This window comes from Shewanella sp. N2AIL, from assembly GCF_022690845.1.
Taxonomy (GTDB): Bacteria; Pseudomonadota; Gammaproteobacteria; order Enterobacterales; family Shewanellaceae; genus Shewanella; species Shewanella baltica.
The window spans coordinates 106,101-125,679 of the sequence record NZ_JALBYT010000003.1 but is presented as its reverse complement, the minus strand read 5'-3'; the positions used below and the strand labels follow the sequence as shown (position 1 = coordinate 125,679).

General features: G+C 46.0%; 19 protein-coding genes. All 19 read left to right on the top strand.

Going from position 1 to position 19,579, the window contains the following annotated elements:
• Positions 1–26: 26 nt before the first annotated feature.
• The 19 genes from MO387_RS03635 (at position 27) to flhF (ending at position 19,579) form a co-directional block, all read left to right on the top strand.
• Positions 27–1,109 (top strand): PAS domain-containing sensor histidine kinase, encoded by a 1,083-nt coding sequence (locus MO387_RS03635; RefSeq protein ID WP_063884836.1) that lies wholly within the window; start codon positions 27–29, stop codon positions 1,107–1,109.
• On the top strand, positions 1,102–2,445 hold the full coding sequence (locus tag MO387_RS03630; protein WP_242326030.1) for a sigma-54 dependent transcriptional regulator: 1,344 nt from the start codon (positions 1,102–1,104) through the stop codon (positions 2,443–2,445). Before MO387_RS03635 ends, MO387_RS03630 begins: the two co-directional genes overlap by 8 nt.
• A 229-nt stretch (positions 2,446–2,674) precedes the next feature.
• On the top strand, positions 2,675–3,010 hold the full coding sequence (gene fliE / locus MO387_RS03625; RefSeq protein WP_006082407.1) for a flagellar hook-basal body complex protein FliE: 336 nt from the start codon (positions 2,675–2,677) through the stop codon (positions 3,008–3,010).
• Between the two features lie 45 nt (positions 3,011–3,055).
• A complete protein-coding gene (fliF, locus tag MO387_RS03620; RefSeq protein ID WP_198555691.1) occupies positions 3,056–4,738 on the top strand; it encodes a flagellar basal-body MS-ring/collar protein FliF in 1,683 nt (560 codons plus the stop codon).
• Positions 4,731–5,783 (top strand): flagellar motor switch protein FliG, encoded by a 1,053-nt coding sequence (gene fliG / locus MO387_RS03615; RefSeq protein ID WP_006082405.1) that lies wholly within the window; start codon positions 4,731–4,733, stop codon positions 5,781–5,783. Before fliF ends, fliG begins: the two co-directional genes overlap by 8 nt.
• Positions 5,770–6,786, top strand: coding sequence for a flagellar assembly protein FliH (gene fliH / locus MO387_RS03610; protein WP_242326029.1), 1,017 nt, complete (start codon positions 5,770–5,772; stop codon positions 6,784–6,786). Before fliG ends, fliH begins: the two co-directional genes overlap by 14 nt.
• A complete protein-coding gene (gene fliI, locus MO387_RS03605) occupies positions 6,755–8,092 on the top strand; it encodes a flagellar protein export ATPase FliI (RefSeq protein ID WP_006082403.1) in 1,338 nt (445 codons plus the stop codon). Before fliH ends, fliI begins: the two co-directional genes overlap by 32 nt.
• Positions 8,093–8,121: 29 nt before the next feature.
• Positions 8,122–8,568 (top strand): flagellar export protein FliJ, encoded by a 447-nt coding sequence (gene fliJ, locus MO387_RS03600; RefSeq protein WP_242326027.1) that lies wholly within the window; start codon positions 8,122–8,124, stop codon positions 8,566–8,568.
• Positions 8,569–8,826: 258 nt separating this feature from the next.
• Complete coding sequence (locus MO387_RS03595; protein ID WP_242326026.1) at positions 8,827–10,464, top strand: flagellar hook-length control protein FliK; 1,638 nt, start codon at positions 8,827–8,829, stop codon at positions 10,462–10,464.
• A gap of 87 nt (positions 10,465–10,551) precedes the next feature.
• Positions 10,552–11,079 (top strand): flagellar basal body-associated protein FliL, encoded by a 528-nt coding sequence (fliL, locus tag MO387_RS03590; RefSeq protein ID WP_242326025.1) that lies wholly within the window; start codon positions 10,552–10,554, stop codon positions 11,077–11,079.
• Positions 11,080–11,118: 39 nt separating this feature from the next.
• Positions 11,119–12,147 (top strand): flagellar motor switch protein FliM, encoded by a 1,029-nt coding sequence (gene fliM / locus MO387_RS03585; RefSeq protein WP_006082398.1) that lies wholly within the window; start codon positions 11,119–11,121, stop codon positions 12,145–12,147.
• A gap of 11 nt (positions 12,148–12,158) precedes the next feature.
• On the top strand, positions 12,159–12,539 hold the full coding sequence (gene fliN / locus MO387_RS03580; protein ID WP_006082397.1) for a flagellar motor switch protein FliN: 381 nt from the start codon (positions 12,159–12,161) through the stop codon (positions 12,537–12,539).
• A 30-nt stretch (positions 12,540–12,569) separates the two neighbouring features.
• Positions 12,570–12,995 carry a flagellar biosynthetic protein FliO gene (gene fliO, locus MO387_RS03575; RefSeq protein ID WP_242326024.1) on the top strand — a complete coding sequence of 142 codons (426 nt, stop codon included), beginning with the start codon at positions 12,570–12,572 and terminating at the stop codon, positions 12,993–12,995.
• Complete coding sequence (gene fliP, locus MO387_RS03570) at positions 12,992–13,738, top strand: flagellar type III secretion system pore protein FliP (RefSeq protein WP_242326023.1); 747 nt, start codon at positions 12,992–12,994, stop codon at positions 13,736–13,738. Before fliO ends, fliP begins: the two co-directional genes overlap by 4 nt.
• An 18-nt stretch (positions 13,739–13,756) precedes the next feature.
• Complete coding sequence (gene fliQ / locus MO387_RS03565) at positions 13,757–14,026, top strand: flagellar biosynthesis protein FliQ (RefSeq protein WP_107404155.1); 270 nt, start codon at positions 13,757–13,759, stop codon at positions 14,024–14,026.
• Positions 14,027–14,030: 4 nt separating this feature from the next.
• On the top strand, positions 14,031–14,828 hold the full coding sequence (gene fliR, locus MO387_RS03560; protein WP_242326022.1) for a flagellar biosynthetic protein FliR: 798 nt from the start codon (positions 14,031–14,033) through the stop codon (positions 14,826–14,828).
• 18 nt (positions 14,829–14,846) lie between these two features.
• On the top strand, positions 14,847–15,977 hold the full coding sequence (flhB, locus tag MO387_RS03555) for a flagellar biosynthesis protein FlhB (RefSeq protein ID WP_242326021.1): 1,131 nt from the start codon (positions 14,847–14,849) through the stop codon (positions 15,975–15,977).
• Positions 15,978–16,085: 108 nt separating this feature from the next.
• Complete coding sequence (gene flhA, locus MO387_RS03550; protein ID WP_107404157.1) at positions 16,086–18,185, top strand: flagellar biosynthesis protein FlhA; 2,100 nt, start codon at positions 16,086–16,088, stop codon at positions 18,183–18,185.
• An 11-nt stretch (positions 18,186–18,196) separates the two neighbouring features.
• Positions 18,197–19,579, top strand: coding sequence for a flagellar biosynthesis protein FlhF (gene flhF, locus MO387_RS03545; RefSeq protein WP_126491522.1), 1,383 nt, complete (start codon positions 18,197–18,199; stop codon positions 19,577–19,579).

The window sequence follows — 19,579 nt, the reverse complement described above, 5'->3', positions numbered from 1 at the left end:
ATAAGCAATTTTTTGACGGAGTGACTATGTCAGCCAACCCACTAGCGCAAATTGAGTCATTCAAGCACACTAGCAAACAATGGAACCAACTGCGTGAGGCCGCTAATATGTCCAATCGAATGGAGCATATTTTACAGGCTATGCCATCCGGCGTGGTTATTATCAATGGCGACGGTATAGTCACGGATGCCAATCCGGTTGCAGTTGAATTACTAGAGCGCTCCTTGTGTGGCGTTCGCTGGATTGATGTGATCCACAGTGCCTTTGCGCCACAGGACGATGATGGTCACGAAGTGTCACTGCGTAATGGCCGCCGCGTTAAATTAGCAATTACGCCACTCACGCCAGAGCCTGGTCAATTAATTGTGTTAACTGATCTGACTGAAACTCGATTATTACAGAAAAATCTATCCCATCTACAACGCTTATCTGCACTGGGTAAAATGGTTGCTACCTTGGCACATCAAGTGCGCACGCCTTTATCTGCCGCTTTGCTATATGCCTCTAATCTTGCGAGTCCTAAGTTATCCGATGCCGCTAAAGCGAAATTCCAGCAAAAGCTTGTTGATAGACTCAATGAACTGGAGCGTCAGGTTAACGACATGCTATTGATGGCGAAAGGCCGTCAGGATGAACTGGGAGATTTGATTACACTGGCTGAGGTTATCGACAATGTATTGGCAAATTGTGAGCCGATAGCGGCTAAGCAAGGTTGTGACTTGTCATTTGATGATGCATCAAGCAGTTCGATGTTAGCCAATTCAAATGCATTAAGCTCGGCAATCAACAATTTAGTGATGAACAGTATCGAAGCTGGCGCGACTGAGATTCGTATTCAAGCGGCTGAAGAGGGCGATCAGTTACTACTGAATGTCATCGACAATGGCAAAGGTTTAGATGCCAATATGCAGCAGAAGGTGCTTGAACCTTTCTTTACGACAAAATCGCAGGGAACTGGGCTCGGGTTAGCGGTTGTGCAATCTGTGGTGCGCAATCATGGAGGACAACTGCAATTAAGTTGCTTACCGAATAAAGGCTGTACTGTGTCTTTAGTCTTCCCACGGGCTAAATCTGCGGTGATATTACCTTTGGAGATTACCCATGTCTGAAGCAAAGTTATTGCTCGTTGAAGATGATGCCTCATTGCGTGAAGCCTTGTTGGATACTTTAATGTTGGCTCAGTATGAGTGTGTTGATGTTGCCTCGGGTGAAGACGCTATTCTAGCCTTGAAACAACATCAATTTGATTTAGTCATTAGCGATGTGCAGATGCAAGGTATTGGTGGGTTAGGATTATTAAATTTCCTACAGCAACATCATCCTAAGTTGCCTGTGCTGTTGATGACAGCTTATGCCACGATTGGTAGTGCGGTGGATGCCATTAAATTGGGTGCTGTCGATTACTTAGCGAAACCTTTTGCGCCAGAAGTCTTGCTCAATCAAGTTTCCCGTTATTTGCCGTTAAAACAAAATGTGGATCAGCCAGTTGTTGCCGATGAGAAGAGTTTAGCTTTATTGGCACTGGCTCAGCGGGTTGCGGCTTCTGATGCATCGGTTATGATCTTAGGTCCAAGCGGCTCGGGTAAAGAAGTCTTAGCCCGTTATATTCATCAACACAGTAGCCGTGCGGATCAAGCTTTTGTGGCCATTAACTGTGCTGCAATTCCCGAGAATATGCTCGAAGCCACGCTTTTTGGTTATGAAAAAGGCGCATTTACGGGGGCCTATCAAGCGTGTCCTGGGAAATTTGAGCAGGCTCAAGGTGGCACTTTGCTGCTAGATGAAATCTCTGAGATGGATTTAGGCTTACAAGCTAAGTTATTGCGGGTATTGCAAGAGCGTGAAGTTGAGCGTTTAGGCGGCCGTAAAACCATTAAGCTCGATGTGCGCGTGCTTGCCACATCCAATCGAGACCTAAAAACCGTGGTGGCGGCAGGTGGCTTTAGGGAAGATCTCTACTATCGAATCAACGTGTTCCCATTAGCTTGGCCCGCATTAAGTCAACGTCCAGCGGATATTTTACCCCTTGCACGCCATTTATTGGTTAAGCATGCCAAGGCATTGAATGTCGCCGATGTGCCTGAGTTGGATGAAAATGCACGTCGACGTTTATTGAGTCATCGCTGGCCGGGGAACGTACGTGAACTCGATAATGTGATCCAGCGGGCTTTGATATTAAGAGCCGGTCAAGTGATCACCGCCAATGACATTATTATCGATGCGCAGGATGTGATTTTAGGCGCTGATGACCTAGATCAATTTGTTGCCGAGCCAGACGGTTTAGGCGAAGAGCTTAAAGCGCAGGAGCATGTGATTATTTTAGAAACCCTTAATCAATGCCAAGGAAGCCGCAAACTGGTTGCTGAAAAACTGGGGATAAGCGCCCGAACCTTAAGATACAAGATGGCAAAAATGCGTGATATGGGCATTCAACTGCCAAATTAGTCTTTAAATTCAAGTGATAATCTTGTAGCCTCCACATGAGTGTGAGGCTGCATTTATTAAAGTATACCACCGCAAAAGTGACCTGTTTTATCCAGAATCCTTAGTTTTAACGTCTTCTTATCTCGTCAATTTGTTATCAATCACGACCATTTGAAAACTTGGCCGTTATTTTGCATTGTCCCGTTATCGGTATTTTGATCGTCAAGAACTCGACGACTGGGAGCTCAGCATGCAAATAGGCGCAAATTCATTCCTGCAAGAAATGCAGAAACTCCAAGGCGAAATTACGCCGTCTTTTGGCGTTCAGCCAAATATCATGCAGCAAGTTAATAACACCAGTGGTGCGGACTTCGGTCAGTTACTCTCGCAAGCCGTCGGCAATGTCAGCGGCTTACAGTCGACATCATCAAACCTCGCGACGCGTTTAGAAATGGGAGATACTACCGTCACTTTGTCGGATACTGTTATCGCCCGTGAGAAAGCCAGTGTCGCCTTCGAGGCAACGGTACAAGTACGAAATAAACTTGTCGAAGCCTATAAAGAAATAATGAGCATGCCTGTCTAGGCCAGTGAATAACCCAATTAGCAGGTACGAATCGTGAGCACAGAAATGATTGTCGGATCCAATTCCGGCTTAGCTGACCAAGGTGTCCAGCAAGAACATAAGTCAGGAATGATGGGAAACCTTGGCGGTGTCGATATGATGCGTCAAGTAACTATGATTTTAGCCTTGGCGATTTGTTTGGCCTTGGCCGTATTTGTCATGCTGTGGGCACAGGAGCCTGAGTATCGTCCATTGGGAAAAATGGAAACTCAGGAAATGGTTCAAGTATTAGATGTGCTTGATAAAAATAAAGTTAAGTATCAAATCGACGTGGACGTGATTAAAGTCCCCGAAGATAAATATCAAGAAGTGAAAATGATGCTGAGCCGCGCAGGCGTCGACAGCCCTGCAGCTAGTCAAGATTTCTTGAATCAAGACAGCGGCTTTGGTGTTAGCCAACGTATGGAGCAAGCCCGTCTTAAGCACAGCCAAGAAGAAAACCTTGCCCGTGCAATTGAGCAACTACAAAGTGTTAGCCGCGCCAAAGTGATCCTCGCGTTACCTAAAGAAAACGTCTTTGCTCGCAATGCCTCAAAACCAAGTGCGACTGTGGTCATCAATACCCGCCGTGGCGGTTTAGGCCAAGGTGAAGTCGACGCTATCGTTGATATCGTTGCCTCTGCTGTGCAAGGTTTAGAGCCATCACGGGTGACGGTAACTGACTCGAACGGCCGCTTATTAAACTCAGGCAGCCAAGATGGCGCGTCTGCGACTGCCCGTCGCGAGCTTGAATTAGTACAGCAAAAAGAAGCAGAGTATCGCACTAAGATTGAATCGATTTTGGTACCTATCTTAGGTCCTGATAATTTCACCTCTCAAGTCGATGTTAGCATGGACTTTACTGCGGTCGAACAAACCTCTAAGCGTTACAACCCTGATTTACCAGCCCTGCGCAGCGAAATGACCGTTGAAAATAATACCACTGGCGGCTCTTCGGGTGGGATCCCTGGTGCGCTATCGAATCAGCCACCAATGGAGTCAAACATTCCGCAAGATGCGACTAAAGCGACCGAGTCTGTCACTGCGGGTAATTCACACCGTGAGGCGACACGTAATTTTGAGTTAGATACCACCATTAGCCATACCCGTCAGCAAGTTGGCGCCGTTCGCCGCATTAGTGTGTCGGTTGCTGTGGACTTTAAACCCGGTGCTGCCGGAGAAAATGGTCAAGTGGCGCGTGTTGCCCGTACTGAACAAGAGCTGACCAACATTCGTCGTTTACTCGAAGGGGCAGTCGGTTTTAGCTCGCAACGGGGTGATGTGTTAGAAGTGGTAACGGTTCCCTTTATGGATCAATTAGTTGAAGACTTGCCAGCACTAGAACTGTGGGAGCAACCTTGGTTCTGGCGCGCGATTAAGCTCGGTATTGGTGCGCTAGTGATTCTGGTACTGATTTTAGCTGTGGTACGGCCTATGCTGAAACGCTTAATCTATCCTGACAGTGTGAATATGCCTGAGGATGGCAGATTAGGTAACGAACTGGCCGAAATTGAGGACCAGTACGCGGCAGATACGCTAGGGATGCTCAATACCCAAGAGGCGGAATACAGTTATGCCGATGATGGTTCAATTCATATCCCTAATTTGCACAAAGATGATGATATGATTAAAGCTATCCGTGCGCTCGTGGCGAATGAGCCTGAGCTCTCTACTCAAGTCGTGAAAAACTGGTTACAAGACAATGGCTGAGAATAAAACGAAAGAAGTGGCTCCAGCGGCCCCACCTGCCTTTAACATTAAGGATATTAGCGGTGTCGAAAAGACCGCGATCTTACTCCTCAGTTTGAGTGAGGCCGATGCTGCATCTATTTTAAAACACTTAGAGCCGAAGCAAGTGCAAAAAGTGGGTATGGCGATGGCGGCAATGGATGAGTTTGGTCAAGAAAAAGTCATCGGGGTACATAAGCTGTTTCTCGATGATATACAAAAGTATTCTTCTATTGGTTTCAACAGCGAAGAGTTCGTTCGTAAAGCCTTAACCGCCGCGCTGGGTGAAGATAAAGCGGGTAATCTGATTGAACAGATTATCATGGGCAGCGGTGCTAAAGGTTTGGATTCGTTGAAATGGATGGATGCACGCCAAGTAGCGACCATTATTCAAAACGAACATCCTCAGATCCAAACGATCGTGTTGTCCTATTTAGAACCCGATCAGGCGGCGGAAATTTTTGGTCAATTCCCTGAAAATACTCGCTTAGATTTGATGATGCGGATTGCGAATCTTGAAGAAGTTCAGCCCGCTGCACTGCAAGAGCTGAACGACATCATGGAGAAACAGTTTGCCGGTCAAGGTGGCGCACAGGCCGCGAAAATGGGTGGCCTAAAAGCGGCTGCCAACATCATGAACTATTTAGATACGGGTATCGAAAGTCAGTTGATGGAAACCATGCGCGAGTCTGATGAAGAAATGGCGCAGCAAATCCAAGACTTGATGTTCGTGTTTGAAAACTTAATCGATGTTGATGACCGTGGTATTCAAGCACTGCTCCGTGAAGTGCAGCAAGATGTACTGATGAAGGCGCTTAAAGGCACAGATGATCAGCTGAAAGAAAAAATCTTGGGCAACATGTCAAAACGTGCCGCAGAATTGCTGCGTGACGATCTTGAGGCCATGGGTCCAATCCGTATCAGTGAAGTGGAAGTCGCCCAAAAAGAAATCCTGTCTATTGCCCGTCGCTTAAGTGACAGCGGCGAAATTATGTTAGGCGGCGGTGGTGGCGATGAGTTCCTCTAATCCGAGCGACAATAAACCGTCAAATAAGGTCTTGAGCGACGGTGATATTGAGTTTAGTCACTGGGCACTGCCAGATGTGACTGAAGCCGATGACGATTCTATCTCGAATTTGTTCGGCCATTCGAATCATCAAGCCGCTAAGCCGACGACGGTTGAGAGTGTTTCTCCGCCGACGATGGCCGAGATTGAAGACATTCGCGCGCAAGCTGAAGAAGAAGGGTTTGCCGAAGGTAAACAACAAGGTTACGAGCAAGGGCTAGAAAAAGGTCGCTTAGAAGGCTTAGAGCAAGGCCATACCGAAGGTCTCGCCCAAGGGCATGAGCAAGGATTAGAAACCGGTTTAGCTCAAGCCAAGGTTTTACTTTCGCGGTTTGAAGCCTTATTAACCCAATTTGAAAAGCCATTGCAATTACTCGATGGTGATATTGAGCTCTCCCTACTGAACTTGAGTATGACATTAGCTAAATCAGTCATAGGTCACGAATTAAAAACCCATCCAGAACAAGTGCTTTCGGCATTACGCTTAGGCATAGAGTCGCTACCAATTAAAGAGCAAGCGGTGACTATTCGGCTGCACCCTGACGATGTGATCCTTGTCGAACAACTTTATTCCACCGCCCAACTGACCCGCAGTAAATGGGAACTTGAAGTCGATCCGACGTTAAGTGCAGGCGATTGTATTCTGAGCAGTCATCGCTCATTAGTCGATTTAACGCTTTCATCGCGTATTGATACTGTGTTTGAGTCATTACGAAATCAACATGCGCATTTGAGTGATAAACAGCATCAACTGCAAGAGACAATTGAAGCTGAAGATACTGCCAAACAAGTTGCTGTGGCGCTTGAGTCTGAGCTTGATGATCAAACGGCGGATAACCAAGCTGTCGATACGGTTAACCAAGACGCTGAGGATATGCAATCTGCCTCAAATACAGGTGAGCACTTAGATACCCAATCGGATGCCAGAACAGATGCAAAATCGCCAACACCAACTGCTGAATAGGCTTAATCATCATCAGGATAAAGTGCCGCCATTTCGTGCTGTCGCCAGTGGTCAGCTGGTGCGTGTTGTTGGCTTAACCTTAGAGGCGAGCGGTTGCCGCGCGCCTGTAGGCAGCTTATGTTCCATCGAAACTATGGCGGGCGAGTTAATTGCCGAAGTTGTCGGCTTTGATGGTGAACTCCTTTATTTAATGCCTATCGAAGAATTACGTGGGGTATTACCCGGTGCCCGGGTGGTTCCTTTAGGGGAACAAACTGGACTCAATGTCGGCTTGTCCCTGTTAGGGCGCGTGCTCGATGGTAACGGCGTGCCTTTAGATGGTTTAGGTGCGTTGCAGACTGATCAACAAGCGCCAAGACATAGCGCTGCCATTAACCCCTTATCTCGCCGTGCTATTACCGAGCCGCTGGACGTTGGCGTTCGCGCCATTAATGCCATGCTGACTGTGGGTAAAGGCCAACGTATGGGCTTGTTTGCCGGTTCTGGTGTGGGTAAGAGTGTGCTCTTAGGCATGATGACCCGCGGTACCACTGCCGATATTATTGTGGTTGGGCTGGTGGGCGAACGTGGCCGTGAAGTAAAAGAGTTTATTGAAGAAATTCTTGGGGACAAAGGTCGAGCGCGTTCTGTTGTTGTTGCCGCGCCTGCAGATACCTCGCCGCTGATGCGCTTGCGCGCCTGTGAAACCTCGACTCGTATTGCCGAATATTTCCGCGATTTAGGCTATAACGTCTTGTTATTAATGGATAGTTTGACGCGCTACGCCCAAGCGCAGCGGGAAATTGCTTTGGCTGTGGGTGAGCCGCCTGCCACCAAAGGCTATCCGCCTTCAGTGTTTGCCAAGCTGCCGCGTTTAGTTGAGCGCGCCGGCAACGGTGGCCCAGGTCAAGGTTCAATTACGGCATTTTATACTGTGTTGACGGAAGGGGACGATCAACAGGATCCCATTGCCGATGCATCGCGGGCGATCCTCGATGGTCACATAGTCTTGTCACGTTCGCTTGCGGACTCTGGGCACTATCCTGCCATTGATATCGAAGCCTCCATTAGCCGAGTCGCGCCTATGGTGATCTCCAATGAACATTTGGAAGCGATGCGCCGCGTGAAACAAACTTATTCCTTGTATCAGCAAAATCGGGATTTGATTTCAATTGGCGCTTATGCTCAAGGAAGCGATCCTCGAATCGATAATGCGATACGATTACAGCCGGCGATGAATGCTTTTTTACGCCAAACCATGCGTGATGCATTCAGTTTTACCGATAGCCAAGTCATGCTCGGGCAACTTGCCGCTCAGTGCAAATAATGGCGTCATCGAATTAATCGAGGTCTAGTATGGCTAACGCCGATCCCTTGTTGTTAGTGTTAAAGCTCGCCAATGATGCCGAAGAACAAGCGGCATTATTGTTAAAGTCGGCGCAGTTAGAGTGCCAAAAGCGGCTGAATCAACTCAGTGCACTGAATAACTATCGCTTAGAATACATGAAGCAAATGCAATCCCAGCAAGGCCAAGCCATTAGCGCCAGTCATTATCACCAGTTTCATCGCTTTATTCGTCAGATTGATGATGCTATTACTCAGCAAAATCGCGTTGTGGCCGACGGTGAAAAACAAAAAGAATATCGACAACAGTATTGGTTGGAAAAACAGAAAAAACGTAAGGCAGTGGAATTACTGTTAGCGAGTAAAGAGAAGAAGCGCCAAGTTGTTGAACAAAAACGAGAGCAGAAAATGACCGATGAATTTGCTTCTCAGCAGTTTTATCGCCGTCATCAGCGTTAGTGTAATGGTGCGTTAAATGATCGGTATCTTTGCCATTCACTAACTCGTATGAGTTCAGTTTTCTGTTGCCGCTTATGGTGCAGAACATTTGTTCGACTTCTTTCCCTGAGTTTTATTCTTTTCAATATGCTGCAGTAAAAACTGAAGTTTTGGCATCTTATTTGCTTTGATTTAGTCCATGACCCTGCAACCGCAGTGTTTAATTGACGTTTCTACCTAGCCATTTTCTTTTCTGCTGGGTGATGTTTGGGAGCACTTATGCAACAAATGACCAATATCCTGTTGAGTAAAACAGGCAACTCTGCGGCCAATTCCGCTAAGACATCTTCCCAAGAGTCTAATAATGAAGACTTTTCATCTACACTTGCGTCTGTCTCCGCTAGCTCATTTTCTATTTCCGCGCCTAAAAAGGCTACAGCGAATACTGACGATAAAGTGCAGATCGCCTCTACTGATAAAGTAAATGATAAAGACATATCAACGGATGATGCTGACGTAAATCTCATCTTCGCCCAGATCAGCATGGCAAATGACATGAAGAAAACGGCATCAGAGGGAGAGAGTTTGCCGCCGGTATTTTTAAATGCTGAAGATACCACTGACATGACAGGCGAAGATACCACTGACATAGCAGGTGAAGAAAATGCTGATGCGACATCGGCCGTATTCATCGATCCTTCATTAGTGTCAGCTATTTCTGCCGATGTTGAGCAGGCATCAGATGCAATGATTGATGAAGTGGGTTTCTCTGCTGAATTACAAAAGTTAGTTTCTTCTGCGCCAGATGCGCCAGTGGCTGTATCTGCTGCTGATAATGATGTTAAGCCAGTCCCTTTGACTGATAAGCCGCTCGTTCAGATCCTCCCCATAGATCCAAATACAATTGCAGCGTCAGTGGATACAGATGCTGTCATTGACCCCAATTTGATCGATGATGCTGAATTACAGATAGAAGACACAGAGCTTGTCGCTACCACTCAAGTGGGCGTTAGCATAGATGAGCCTTTAGTCGAGAATGAAGTCACACTTAACGCTGTGGTTAATCAAGCTGGTTTAACGAATAGTTCAACGACAAAATCGACGATGAGCACTTCGCCAAAGTCATCAGCTAGTGCCGCGAGTGCTCCGATATTGGGCAGTCTCAATACAGGTAACGTTACGACCTCAGCAAATACCTTTGAACTTAATACTTTAGGTTCTGCTGTTTCTTCTGAATCATCGGCTACTCAGTCTGTAACAGAAAGTGATCTTGATGGGAGTCTTAATCCAGAACTGGCTGCTAACCTATTACTTAAAGATGCAAAATTGACCGTTGCGATGGATATTCCCCGAGATGAAAATTTTATTGATGATGGCAGTACCTTCTCAGATATTAAGTCTACATCATCAATCCATACACTCTCGATGTCACAAGTAAATCGCCAAGAAACAATGCAAGTTCAGCTATCATTACGCCAAGGTGTTGATCAGCAGAACCAAATGCAAGAGATGATCCAACGGTTTTCACCCGTGATGAAGCAACAGTTGATTACTATGGTGAGTCAAGGTATTCAACATGCAGAGATTAGGCTTGATCCCCCAGAGCTTGGGCATATGCTGGTAAAAATCCAAGTGCATGGAGATCAAACCCAAGTACAGTTCCATGTCACTCAGACACAAACGCGTGATCTGGTTGAACAAGCTATGCCGAGATTGCGCGAATTACTGCAAGAGCAAGGGATGCAATTGGCTGATAGTCATGTGTCTCAAGGTGGCCAAGGTGAACGTCGAGAGGGTGGTTTTGGTGATGGTGGCGGTTCAAATGGGGCTGATGTGGATGAAATCTCAGCAGAAGAGCTACATTTAGGTTTAAATCAAGCCACTAGTGTAAATTCAGGTATAGATTATTACGCTTAAGTAGGTAACCTATAGCAATGACTAACATAATGACGTTTCGGTAAACCAGAATCGTCATTTGTTCCGCCTAAATTAAAGAGAATAGTGATGGCTAAGGAAGAATCGTTAGAACTTGAAAGTACCGAAGAGCCTAAAAGTAAGAAAAAACTGTTTATTTTCGCTGGAGTAGGTGTTCTAGTCGCTCTTTTAATCGGTGGCGGCGTATGGTTTTTTATGGGGAGCAGCTCCGAGGAAGTACCAGTCGCTGCCGCTGATGGAACTGTTCAGGCTGAAGCCCCTGCCTCTGGAGATTTAGCCACTGCTTCATATGTGCCTATGCCACGCCCTTTCTTATTCAACTTACCTGGGCCTGATAGAGCGCGTTTAGTTGAGATCAAAGTACAACTTATGGTGCGTGGTACAGACGATGATGTGCTGACACAAAAACACATCCCCCTGATTGAAGATGCGCTGTTAACGACCTTTAGCGGCGCTGATGTGCAAAAACTCAGTACGCAGGCTGGGAAAGATGAGTTACGTCAGTTAGCACTCTTGAGTGTGCAAAATACTTTGCAGTCGGTTACTGGCCGTAAAGTTGTCGAGAAAGTGCTGTTTACTGGTTTTGTGATGCAATAACCCTTTAATTTCAGCACCAAAAGAGGCGAAGGCAATATAGTGAGTGATTTATTAAGCCAAGACGAAATTGATGCGCTACTGCACGGGGTTGATGACGTCGATGATGATGAAATTGACGCTGTCGGAGAAGATGCTCGCTCTTACGACTTCTCTTCCCAAGATCGAATAGTTCGTGGGCGTATGCCGACGTTGGAAATCGTGAATGAGCGTTTTGCACGCCATTTGCGTATCAGCATGTTCAATATGATGCGCCGTGCTGCCGAAGTGTCGATTAACGGTGTACAGATGCTCAAGTTTGGCGAGTATGTACATACGCTATTCGTTCCTACTAGCTTGAATATGGTGCGTTTTAGTCCGCTCAAAGGTACTGCATTGATCACCATGGAAGCTCGATTGGTGTTCATCCTAGTGGATAACTTCTTTGGTGGTGATGGGCGTTTCCATGCCAAGATTGAAGGGCGTGAATTTACGCCAACAGAAAGACGTATTGTACAACTGTTGCTCAAAATAATTTTTGAAGATTATAAAGATGCTTGGGCACCTGTAATGGATGTGGAGTTTGATTATTTGGACTCTGAAGTCAATCCGGCCATGGCCAACATTGTCAGCCCTACCGAAGTTGTCGTGATTAACTCATTCCATATTGAAGTCGATGGCGGTGGCGGTGATTTCCATATCACTATGCCTTATTCCATGATTGAGCCTATTCGCGAGTTGCTCGATGCCGGTGTACAAAGTGATAAGCAAGATACTGACATGCGTTGGTCTCAGGCATTGCATGATGAAATCATGGATGTGAAGGTTGGGTTCGATGCCAATATTGTGGAACATGAGTTAACGCTCAAAGATGTGATGAATTTTAAAGCGGGCGATATTATTCCGATTGAGCTGCCGGAATATATTATGATGAAAATCGAGGATTTACCGACATATCGTTGTAAAATGGGCCGTTCTAGAGATAACCTAGCGCTTAAAATATATGAAAAGATCCCTCGGCCAGAGACAGTTAAATCCGAGCTACAATTAGTGACGCGCAAGGGTAAATCTCGCGATATATCAGAATTATAAGGTGAAGTAAGATGAGCACAGACGATACGGATGATTGGGCTGCAGCAATGGCAGAACAAGCCCTAGAGGAAGCTAACGCGATTGAACTCGATGAATTAGTTGATGATTCAAGACCTATCACTAAGGCAGAAGCGGCAAAATTAGATACTATTTTAGATATCCCCGTCACTATCTCTATGGAAGTGGGCCGTAGCTACATTAGTATTCGTAACCTGTTGCAGTTAAACCAAGGTTCTGTGGTTGAGCTAGACAGAGTTGCAGGTGAACCCTTAGATGTGATGGTTAACGGTACGCTGATTGCGCATGGTGAGGTTGTGGTAGTAAACGATAAATTCGGTATTCGTTTAACCGATGTGATCAGTCAAACCGAGCGAATTAAAAAGCTTAAATAATACGAGCTGTATAAGTAGTTGGAACTTTAAATGAGCACATCGGTAATACAGAGTTTAGTGGCAGCGGTTCAAACGAGCGCCGATAGCCTCGGGGAAAGCGCAGCGAACATGACTCCAGCCGTTCCTACAGCCGCAAAAATGGCTGAACCTTCTCAAGTCGCAACCCTAGCGAGTATGTTAGGTGGCTTGATTCTGGTTTTACTCTTAATTTTTGCGTTAGCTTATCTACTGAGGCGGTTCAATTTAGTACCCACTACCAACGGTGTTCTAAAAACGATAGCCGTGACTTCCCTCGGTCAAAAAGAGCGTTTAGTCTTGGTACAGGTGGGGGAACAGCAATATTTACTTGGAGTGAGCTCGCAGCAGGTGAGTTTGATCGATAAGTTAGCTGAACCTATCCATATAGAGTCTGATTCCTTTGCGAGTCGGCTACGTCAGGCGAAATTAAAACAATGACAACACGTATCCTCGCGTTAGTTGGCTTAGTTATTCTGTTATGCATGCCGTCGGCATGGGCTGCCGATGGTGTTTTGCCTGCGGTTACCGTAACAACAGGACCTGACGGTTCAACAGAATACTCGGTCACAATGCAGATTTTACTGTTGATGACATCGCTGAGTTTTTTACCTGCGATGCTCATTATGTTGACCTCTTTCACGCGGATCATCATAGTTCTGTCAATATTACGTCAAGCCATTGGGTTGCAACAGACGCCGTCTAATCAAGTCTTAATTGGCATGAGTTTATTCATGACCTTCTTTATTATGGCGCCGGTGTTTGACCGGATTTATGACGAAGGGGTTAAGCCTTACATTGAAGAGCAGTTAACCTTGCTGCAAGCGTTTGAAAAAGGCAAAGAGCCACTCAAAGGTTTTATGTTGGGGCAAGTCAGGACCACTGACTTAAAAACTTTTATCGAAATTTCAGGATATAAGAACATTAAGTCGCCCGAAGAAGCTCCGATGAGTGTGCTGATCCCCGCCTTTATTACCAGCGAGTTGAAAACAGCTTTTCAAATTGGCTTTATGTTGTTCGTGCCATTTTTAGTGTTAGATCTTGTGGTGGCCAGTATCTTAATGGCCATGGGTATGATGATGTTATCTCCTATGATAGTGTCGCTACCGTTTAAGATTATGCTGTTTGTGCTCGTCGATGGTTGGAGCTTAGTCCTAGGGACATTAGCGAATAGTTTCGGGTAGCCAAGGGAGAGTACGCACATGAGTCCAGAGGCGCTAATTGATATTTTTCGTGAGGCTCTATCCGTTATTGTCATGATGGTGTCTGCTATTGTACTACCTGGGCTAGGTATCGGTTTGATTGTTGCTGTGTTTCAAGCCGCGACTTCGATCAACGAACAGACATTAAGCTTTCTTCCGCGATTATTAGTGACACTTTTCGGTTTGATGTTCATGGGACATTGGTTAGTAGAAACCCTAATGGACTTTTTTGTCGAGATGGTTAATCGCATCCCGCAAGTAATAGGCTAACCCAATGGAGTTGCTGCTCGATACCTTAATGCAGACCATTGCCGCTTATATGTGGCCGCTGTTTCGTGTCACCAGTATGCTGATGGTAATGGTGGTATTTGGGGCGGCAACAACACCGAGCCGCGTACGCTTATTATTGGCTATGGCGATTACCTTTGCGATAGCACCAGTGCTTCCTCCCGTTCAAAATGCCGATTTATTTTCACTCAGCGCAGTATTTATCACAGCGCAGCAAATCATTATTGGTGTTGCCATGGGGTTTGTGACTCAAATGGTGATGCAAGTTTTTGTATTAACCGGACAGATTATTGGTATGCAAACCAGTCTCGGTTTTGCCTCTATGGTGGATCCCGGTTCTGGTCAGCAAACTCCGGTTATTGGTAACTTTTTCCTATTGTTGGCGACATTGATCTTCTTAGCTGTAGATGGCCATCTGTTGATGATCCGTATGCTGGTGGCGAGCTTTGATACCCTACCCATTTCAAATCAAGGATTAACACTCACTAGCTACCGTGCTCTAGCAGATTGGGGTTCGTATATGTTTGGTGCGGCATTAACTATGTCGATATCCGCGATTATCGCCCTGTTGTTAGTCAATTTGTCCTTCGGGGTGATGACCCGCGCCGCGCCGCAGTTAAACATTTTCTCTATAGGTTTTCCGATCACTATGATTGGCGGGCTGTTTATTCTTTGGTTAACCTTAACACCTGTTATGGAGCATTTTGATGAAGTGTGGGCCGCGGCTCAAGTGCTGCTTTGCGATATGTTAGCGCTTCAATGTAACGCAGATGGCTTGATATGACGGTATTAGGAGCAGCCCATGGCTGAAGAATCAAGCGGTGAACGCAGTGAGGAACCCACAGGGAGGCGTCTAGAACAGGCGCGGGAAAAAGGGCAGATTGCGCGTTCTAAAGAACTCGGTACAGCAGCGGTATTAATTTCGGCAGCATGTGGTTTTTATATGCTAGGTCCTAGTCTAGCCACGAGTTTAACTCGGGTGTTTGAGACTGTTTTTACCATGGACAGGGCACAAATTTTTGATACCGAAGAAATGTTTAATGTCTGGGGCGTTGTCGCGAGCGAAATCGCCTGGCCTATGGCAAAAATTATGCTGTTGATCGTCGTTGTTGCTTTTATCGGCAACATTGCCTTAGGTGGAATGAATTTTTCGACCCAAGCTATGATGCCTAAGGCCAGTAAAATGAGCCCTGCAGCAGGTCTAAAGCGCATGTTTGGCGTGCAAGCAGTAGTTGAGCTGACAAAGGGGATTGCCAAGTTTTCTGTGGTGGCATTTTCTGCATATTTGCTACTGAGCTTTTATTTTAATGAAATTCTGTTGTTGTCTAGCGACCATCTTCCTGGGAATGTTTACCATGCATTAGATTTGCTCGTGTGGATGTTTATCCTGTTATGTTCCTCTATTTTGTTAATTGTCGTCATCGATGTGCCATTTCAACTTTGGAATCACAACAAACAACTTAAGATGACCAAACAAGAAGTTAAAGATGAGTATAAAGATACTGAAGGGAAGCCTGAAGTCAAAGGGCGAGTACGGCAGATGCAACGCGAGTTGGCTCAGCGTCGAATGATGGCCGAAGTACCCAATGCCGATGTCATCGTCGTTAACCCTGAGCATTTTGCGGTAGCGATTAAATATGACGTGCAGCGTTCAGTCGCGCCTTTTGTTGTTGCCAAAGGTGTCGATGATGTCGCATTTAAAATTCGTGAGATAGCAAGGGCCCATAACGTGACAATCGTCTCAGCCCCGCCATTAGCAAGAGCTATATACCATACGACTAAGTTAGATCAACAAATTCCTGAAGGATTGTTTACCGCAGTGGCGCAGATTTTGGCATATGTATTCCAGTTGCGCCAGTACCAAAAAGGCCGAGGTCGCAAGCCTATTCCAATCCCACTTAATCAACCCATTCCCGATGAGTTAAAATATTAAGATCTAAGCTAAAAATTCTTTGAAGTCGTGATATTATTGTGCGCCAATACGCTATTGGCGTACTTTTTGCTTTCATGCTGTCATACGTCAAAGTTTAGGTAAATATGAATGGATGTTAGAGCGACCTTAGGTCAAGTAAAACAAATGCGCTTGAGCACGTTTAAAGGTATAGGCACTCCTATACTCGTACTCGCAGCATTGGCCATGATAGTTTTACCTATCCCTCCATTCTTACTAGACATACTTTTTTCATTCAACATAGCCTTAGCGCTCATCGTATTATTAGTCGCAATTTATACTGATAGACCGTTGGATTTTGCCGCTTTCCCAAGTGTTCTACTAGTGGCGACGTTATTACGCCTTGCGCTAAACGTCGCTTCTACTCGTGTAGTGTTACTCGAGGGGCATAATGGTGGTGATGCGGCTGGTAAGGTAATTGAAGCCTTCGGTTCTGTGGTGATTGGCGGTAACTATGCCGTTGGTTTAGTTGTCTTTATCATTTTGATTATCATCAACTTTGCGGTGGTTACTAAAGGTGCCGGTCGTATCGCAGAAGTGAGCGCCCGCTTTACCTTGGACGCTATGCCTGGTAAGCAAATGGCTATTGATGCCGACTTAAATGCCGGAACTTTGAATCAAGATCAAGCAAGATTACGTCGCGCCGAAGTGACCCGTGAAGCTGATTTTTATGGCGCGATGGATGGTGCTTCAAAATTCGTAAAAGGTGATGCAATTGCGGGTATCATGATTTTAGTGATTAACATCTTAGGTGGTTTCATCATAGGTATTGTTCAACATGGCTTAAGTTTCTCTGAAGCGGTTGAAATTTATACCTTGCTGACCATTGGTGATGGTCTGGTGGCGCAGATCCCAGGTTTGTTGTTGTCAATCGCTGCTGCCTTGATGGTAACCCGTCAAAATGAATCGGGCGATATGGGCCAAATGATGATGAGTCAGATGTTTGACAGTCATAAATCATTGGGTATCGCCGCCGGAGTGTTATTTGTCATGGGTATTGTCCCTGGCATGCCGCATATGGCGTTCTTAAGCTTCGCCTTTATTACTGCGGGTGCTGCCTATTTTGTCTATAAGCGCAATGAGACGAAACGTATTAAAGCCCTAGAACAAGTCAAATCTGGTCCGATTGAGAGACAAGATAAAGAGCCTAAAGAACTGGGCTGGGACGATGTGCATCATGTTGATACTATTGGCCTTGAGGTTGGCTATCGCTTAATTCCACTGGTCGATAAGGGCCAAGGTGGCGAGTTATTAAGCCGTATCAAAGGCGTCCGTAAGAAGTTATCGCAAGAGTTGGGCTTCTTAGTGCCTGCGGTGCATATTCGCGATAACTTAGATTTGTCACCTAATGCCTACCGCATTTCTCTAATGGGCGTTGTTGTTGGTGAGGCGGATATTCGTCACGACTGCGAATTGGCGATTAATCCTGGCCAAGTCTATGGCAAGCTCGATGGTATCGAAACGCGCGATCCAGCTTTTGGTCTTGAAGCAGTATGGATTGCCCCTGAATTACGTGAGCATGCCCAAACATTAGGGTATACGGTTGTCGATGCCGCTACGGTTGTGGCAACCCATATTAGTCAATTGCTGACCAATAATGCTGCTAAGTTGTTAGGATACGAAGAAGTGCAACAACTGATGGATATGCTTGCGAAACATTCGCCTAAGCTGGTGGATGGCTTTATTCCTGATGTCATGCCGTTAGGGCATGTCGTAAAAGTGATGCAGAACCTATTAAATGAAGGGGTTTCAGTCAGAGACTTGCGTACTATAGTGCAAACTTTGTTAGAATACGGCACTAAGAGTAATGACACTGAAGTCTTGACTGCTGCAGTCCGTATCGCGTTGAAACGTATGATCGTTCAGGAAATCTCAGGCCCAGAGCTCGAAATCCCTGTCATAACTTTGGCGCCAGAGTTGGAACAGATGTTGCATCAGTCAATGCAAGCAACCGGTGGTGATGGTCCTAACATTGAACCCGGTCTTGCAGAACGCATGCAGCAGTCCCTTGCCGATGCGGCTCAGAAGCAAGAAATGGTCGGACAACCCGCCATATTGTTGACGTCAGGTATGTTACGCGCGACGCTGTCACGCTTTGTTAAACATACTATTCCTAATCTCAGAGTCATTTCATATCAAGAAATACCTGATGAGAAGCAAATACGTATCGTATCTGCAGTCGGCCAGTAGAGGACGCATAAGTGAAGATTAAACGATTTTTTGCCAAAGACATGCGCGCCGCACTGGCCCAAGTGAAAGAAACACTCGGCTCAGATGCCGTCATTATGTCAAATAAGAAAGTGAATGGGGGCATCGAAATTGTCGCCGCCGTTGACTATGACGAACCTAAAGCGAAAACCGCAGCTACTGCGCCAGCGCCAACCTTTATGGACGTGAGTGACGACCTTGTGTCCTTGGGTGCTAAGCAGCCAGTACGAGTAGAAACCCGTGCTAAGCCAGCGGCACCTGCTGACTCATTACAAGCCTTGCTAGAGAAGCAACAAAGCCGTTTGAATCAACAAATGTCGCATCAGCAAGTTGATGCCGCGTTACCCGCATGGGCACAGGGGTTACAAGCGCCGGCAGCGGCAAAAGTGGAGCGTCGCGAAGCGCCTGCTACGTTTGATAAGAAGCCACAAACATCACAGAAACAAAGCGCTGATATTGAGGCAATGCGTGATGAGTTAGCCTCATTGCGTAATTTATTGACACACCAAGTGTCCTCTTTGATGACAGAACATAAGAAACGCATCGACCCCGTTGGTGCTATGCTCGAAGCCAAGTTACTCGAGGCTGAATTTTCCCCTGCGGTTGCGAATAAATTAGCGGCGCTGAGCCAACATTATACGCCTGCAGAATTAGTCAGAGCCTTACCTCAAAGTTTAGCTAATATGCTTGATAATCAAGGTGATGACATTGTTAAACAGGGCGGCGTAGTGGCATTGGTGGGGCCAACTGGTGTGGGTAAAACCACGTCGTTAGCGAAACTAGCAGCCCGTTTTGCTGCCCATCACGGTGCTGAGCATGTGGCTTTGATAACGACAGATCATTATCGCATCGGAGCCTATGAGCAATTAGCAACTTATGGCAAAATAATGGGCTGCCCAGTAAAGCAAGCTCATGATCTGAATGAATTAGAGCAAATTCTCTATCAGTTTAGGAATCGCAAGCTAGTATTGATAGATACGGCTGGCATGGGACAACGAGATATGCGTCTTTACCAGCAACTTGATAATTTAACTGCAAATAGCAGGATACCTATCCGCAGTTATCTGGTACTGTCTGCGACAGGACAGCGCCGTGTGCTGCAAGATGCAGTCAATCATTTTAAACGCATTCCCCTATCTGGTGTCGTTCTCACAAAACTCGATGAATCTGTGTCGTTAGCAGGGGCATTAAGTGTGTTGATCCAAAACGGATTACCATTAAGTTATGTTACTGATGGACAAAGAGTTCCTGAAGATATGAAAGTTGCGGATACCTTAGATTTAGCCCAGCAGGCACTCGCAGCGTTAGATAGTACTGAACAACAATCATTACAAGACACAGCGTGGTCAGATAATATGGCCTGTGCATTTGAGTAG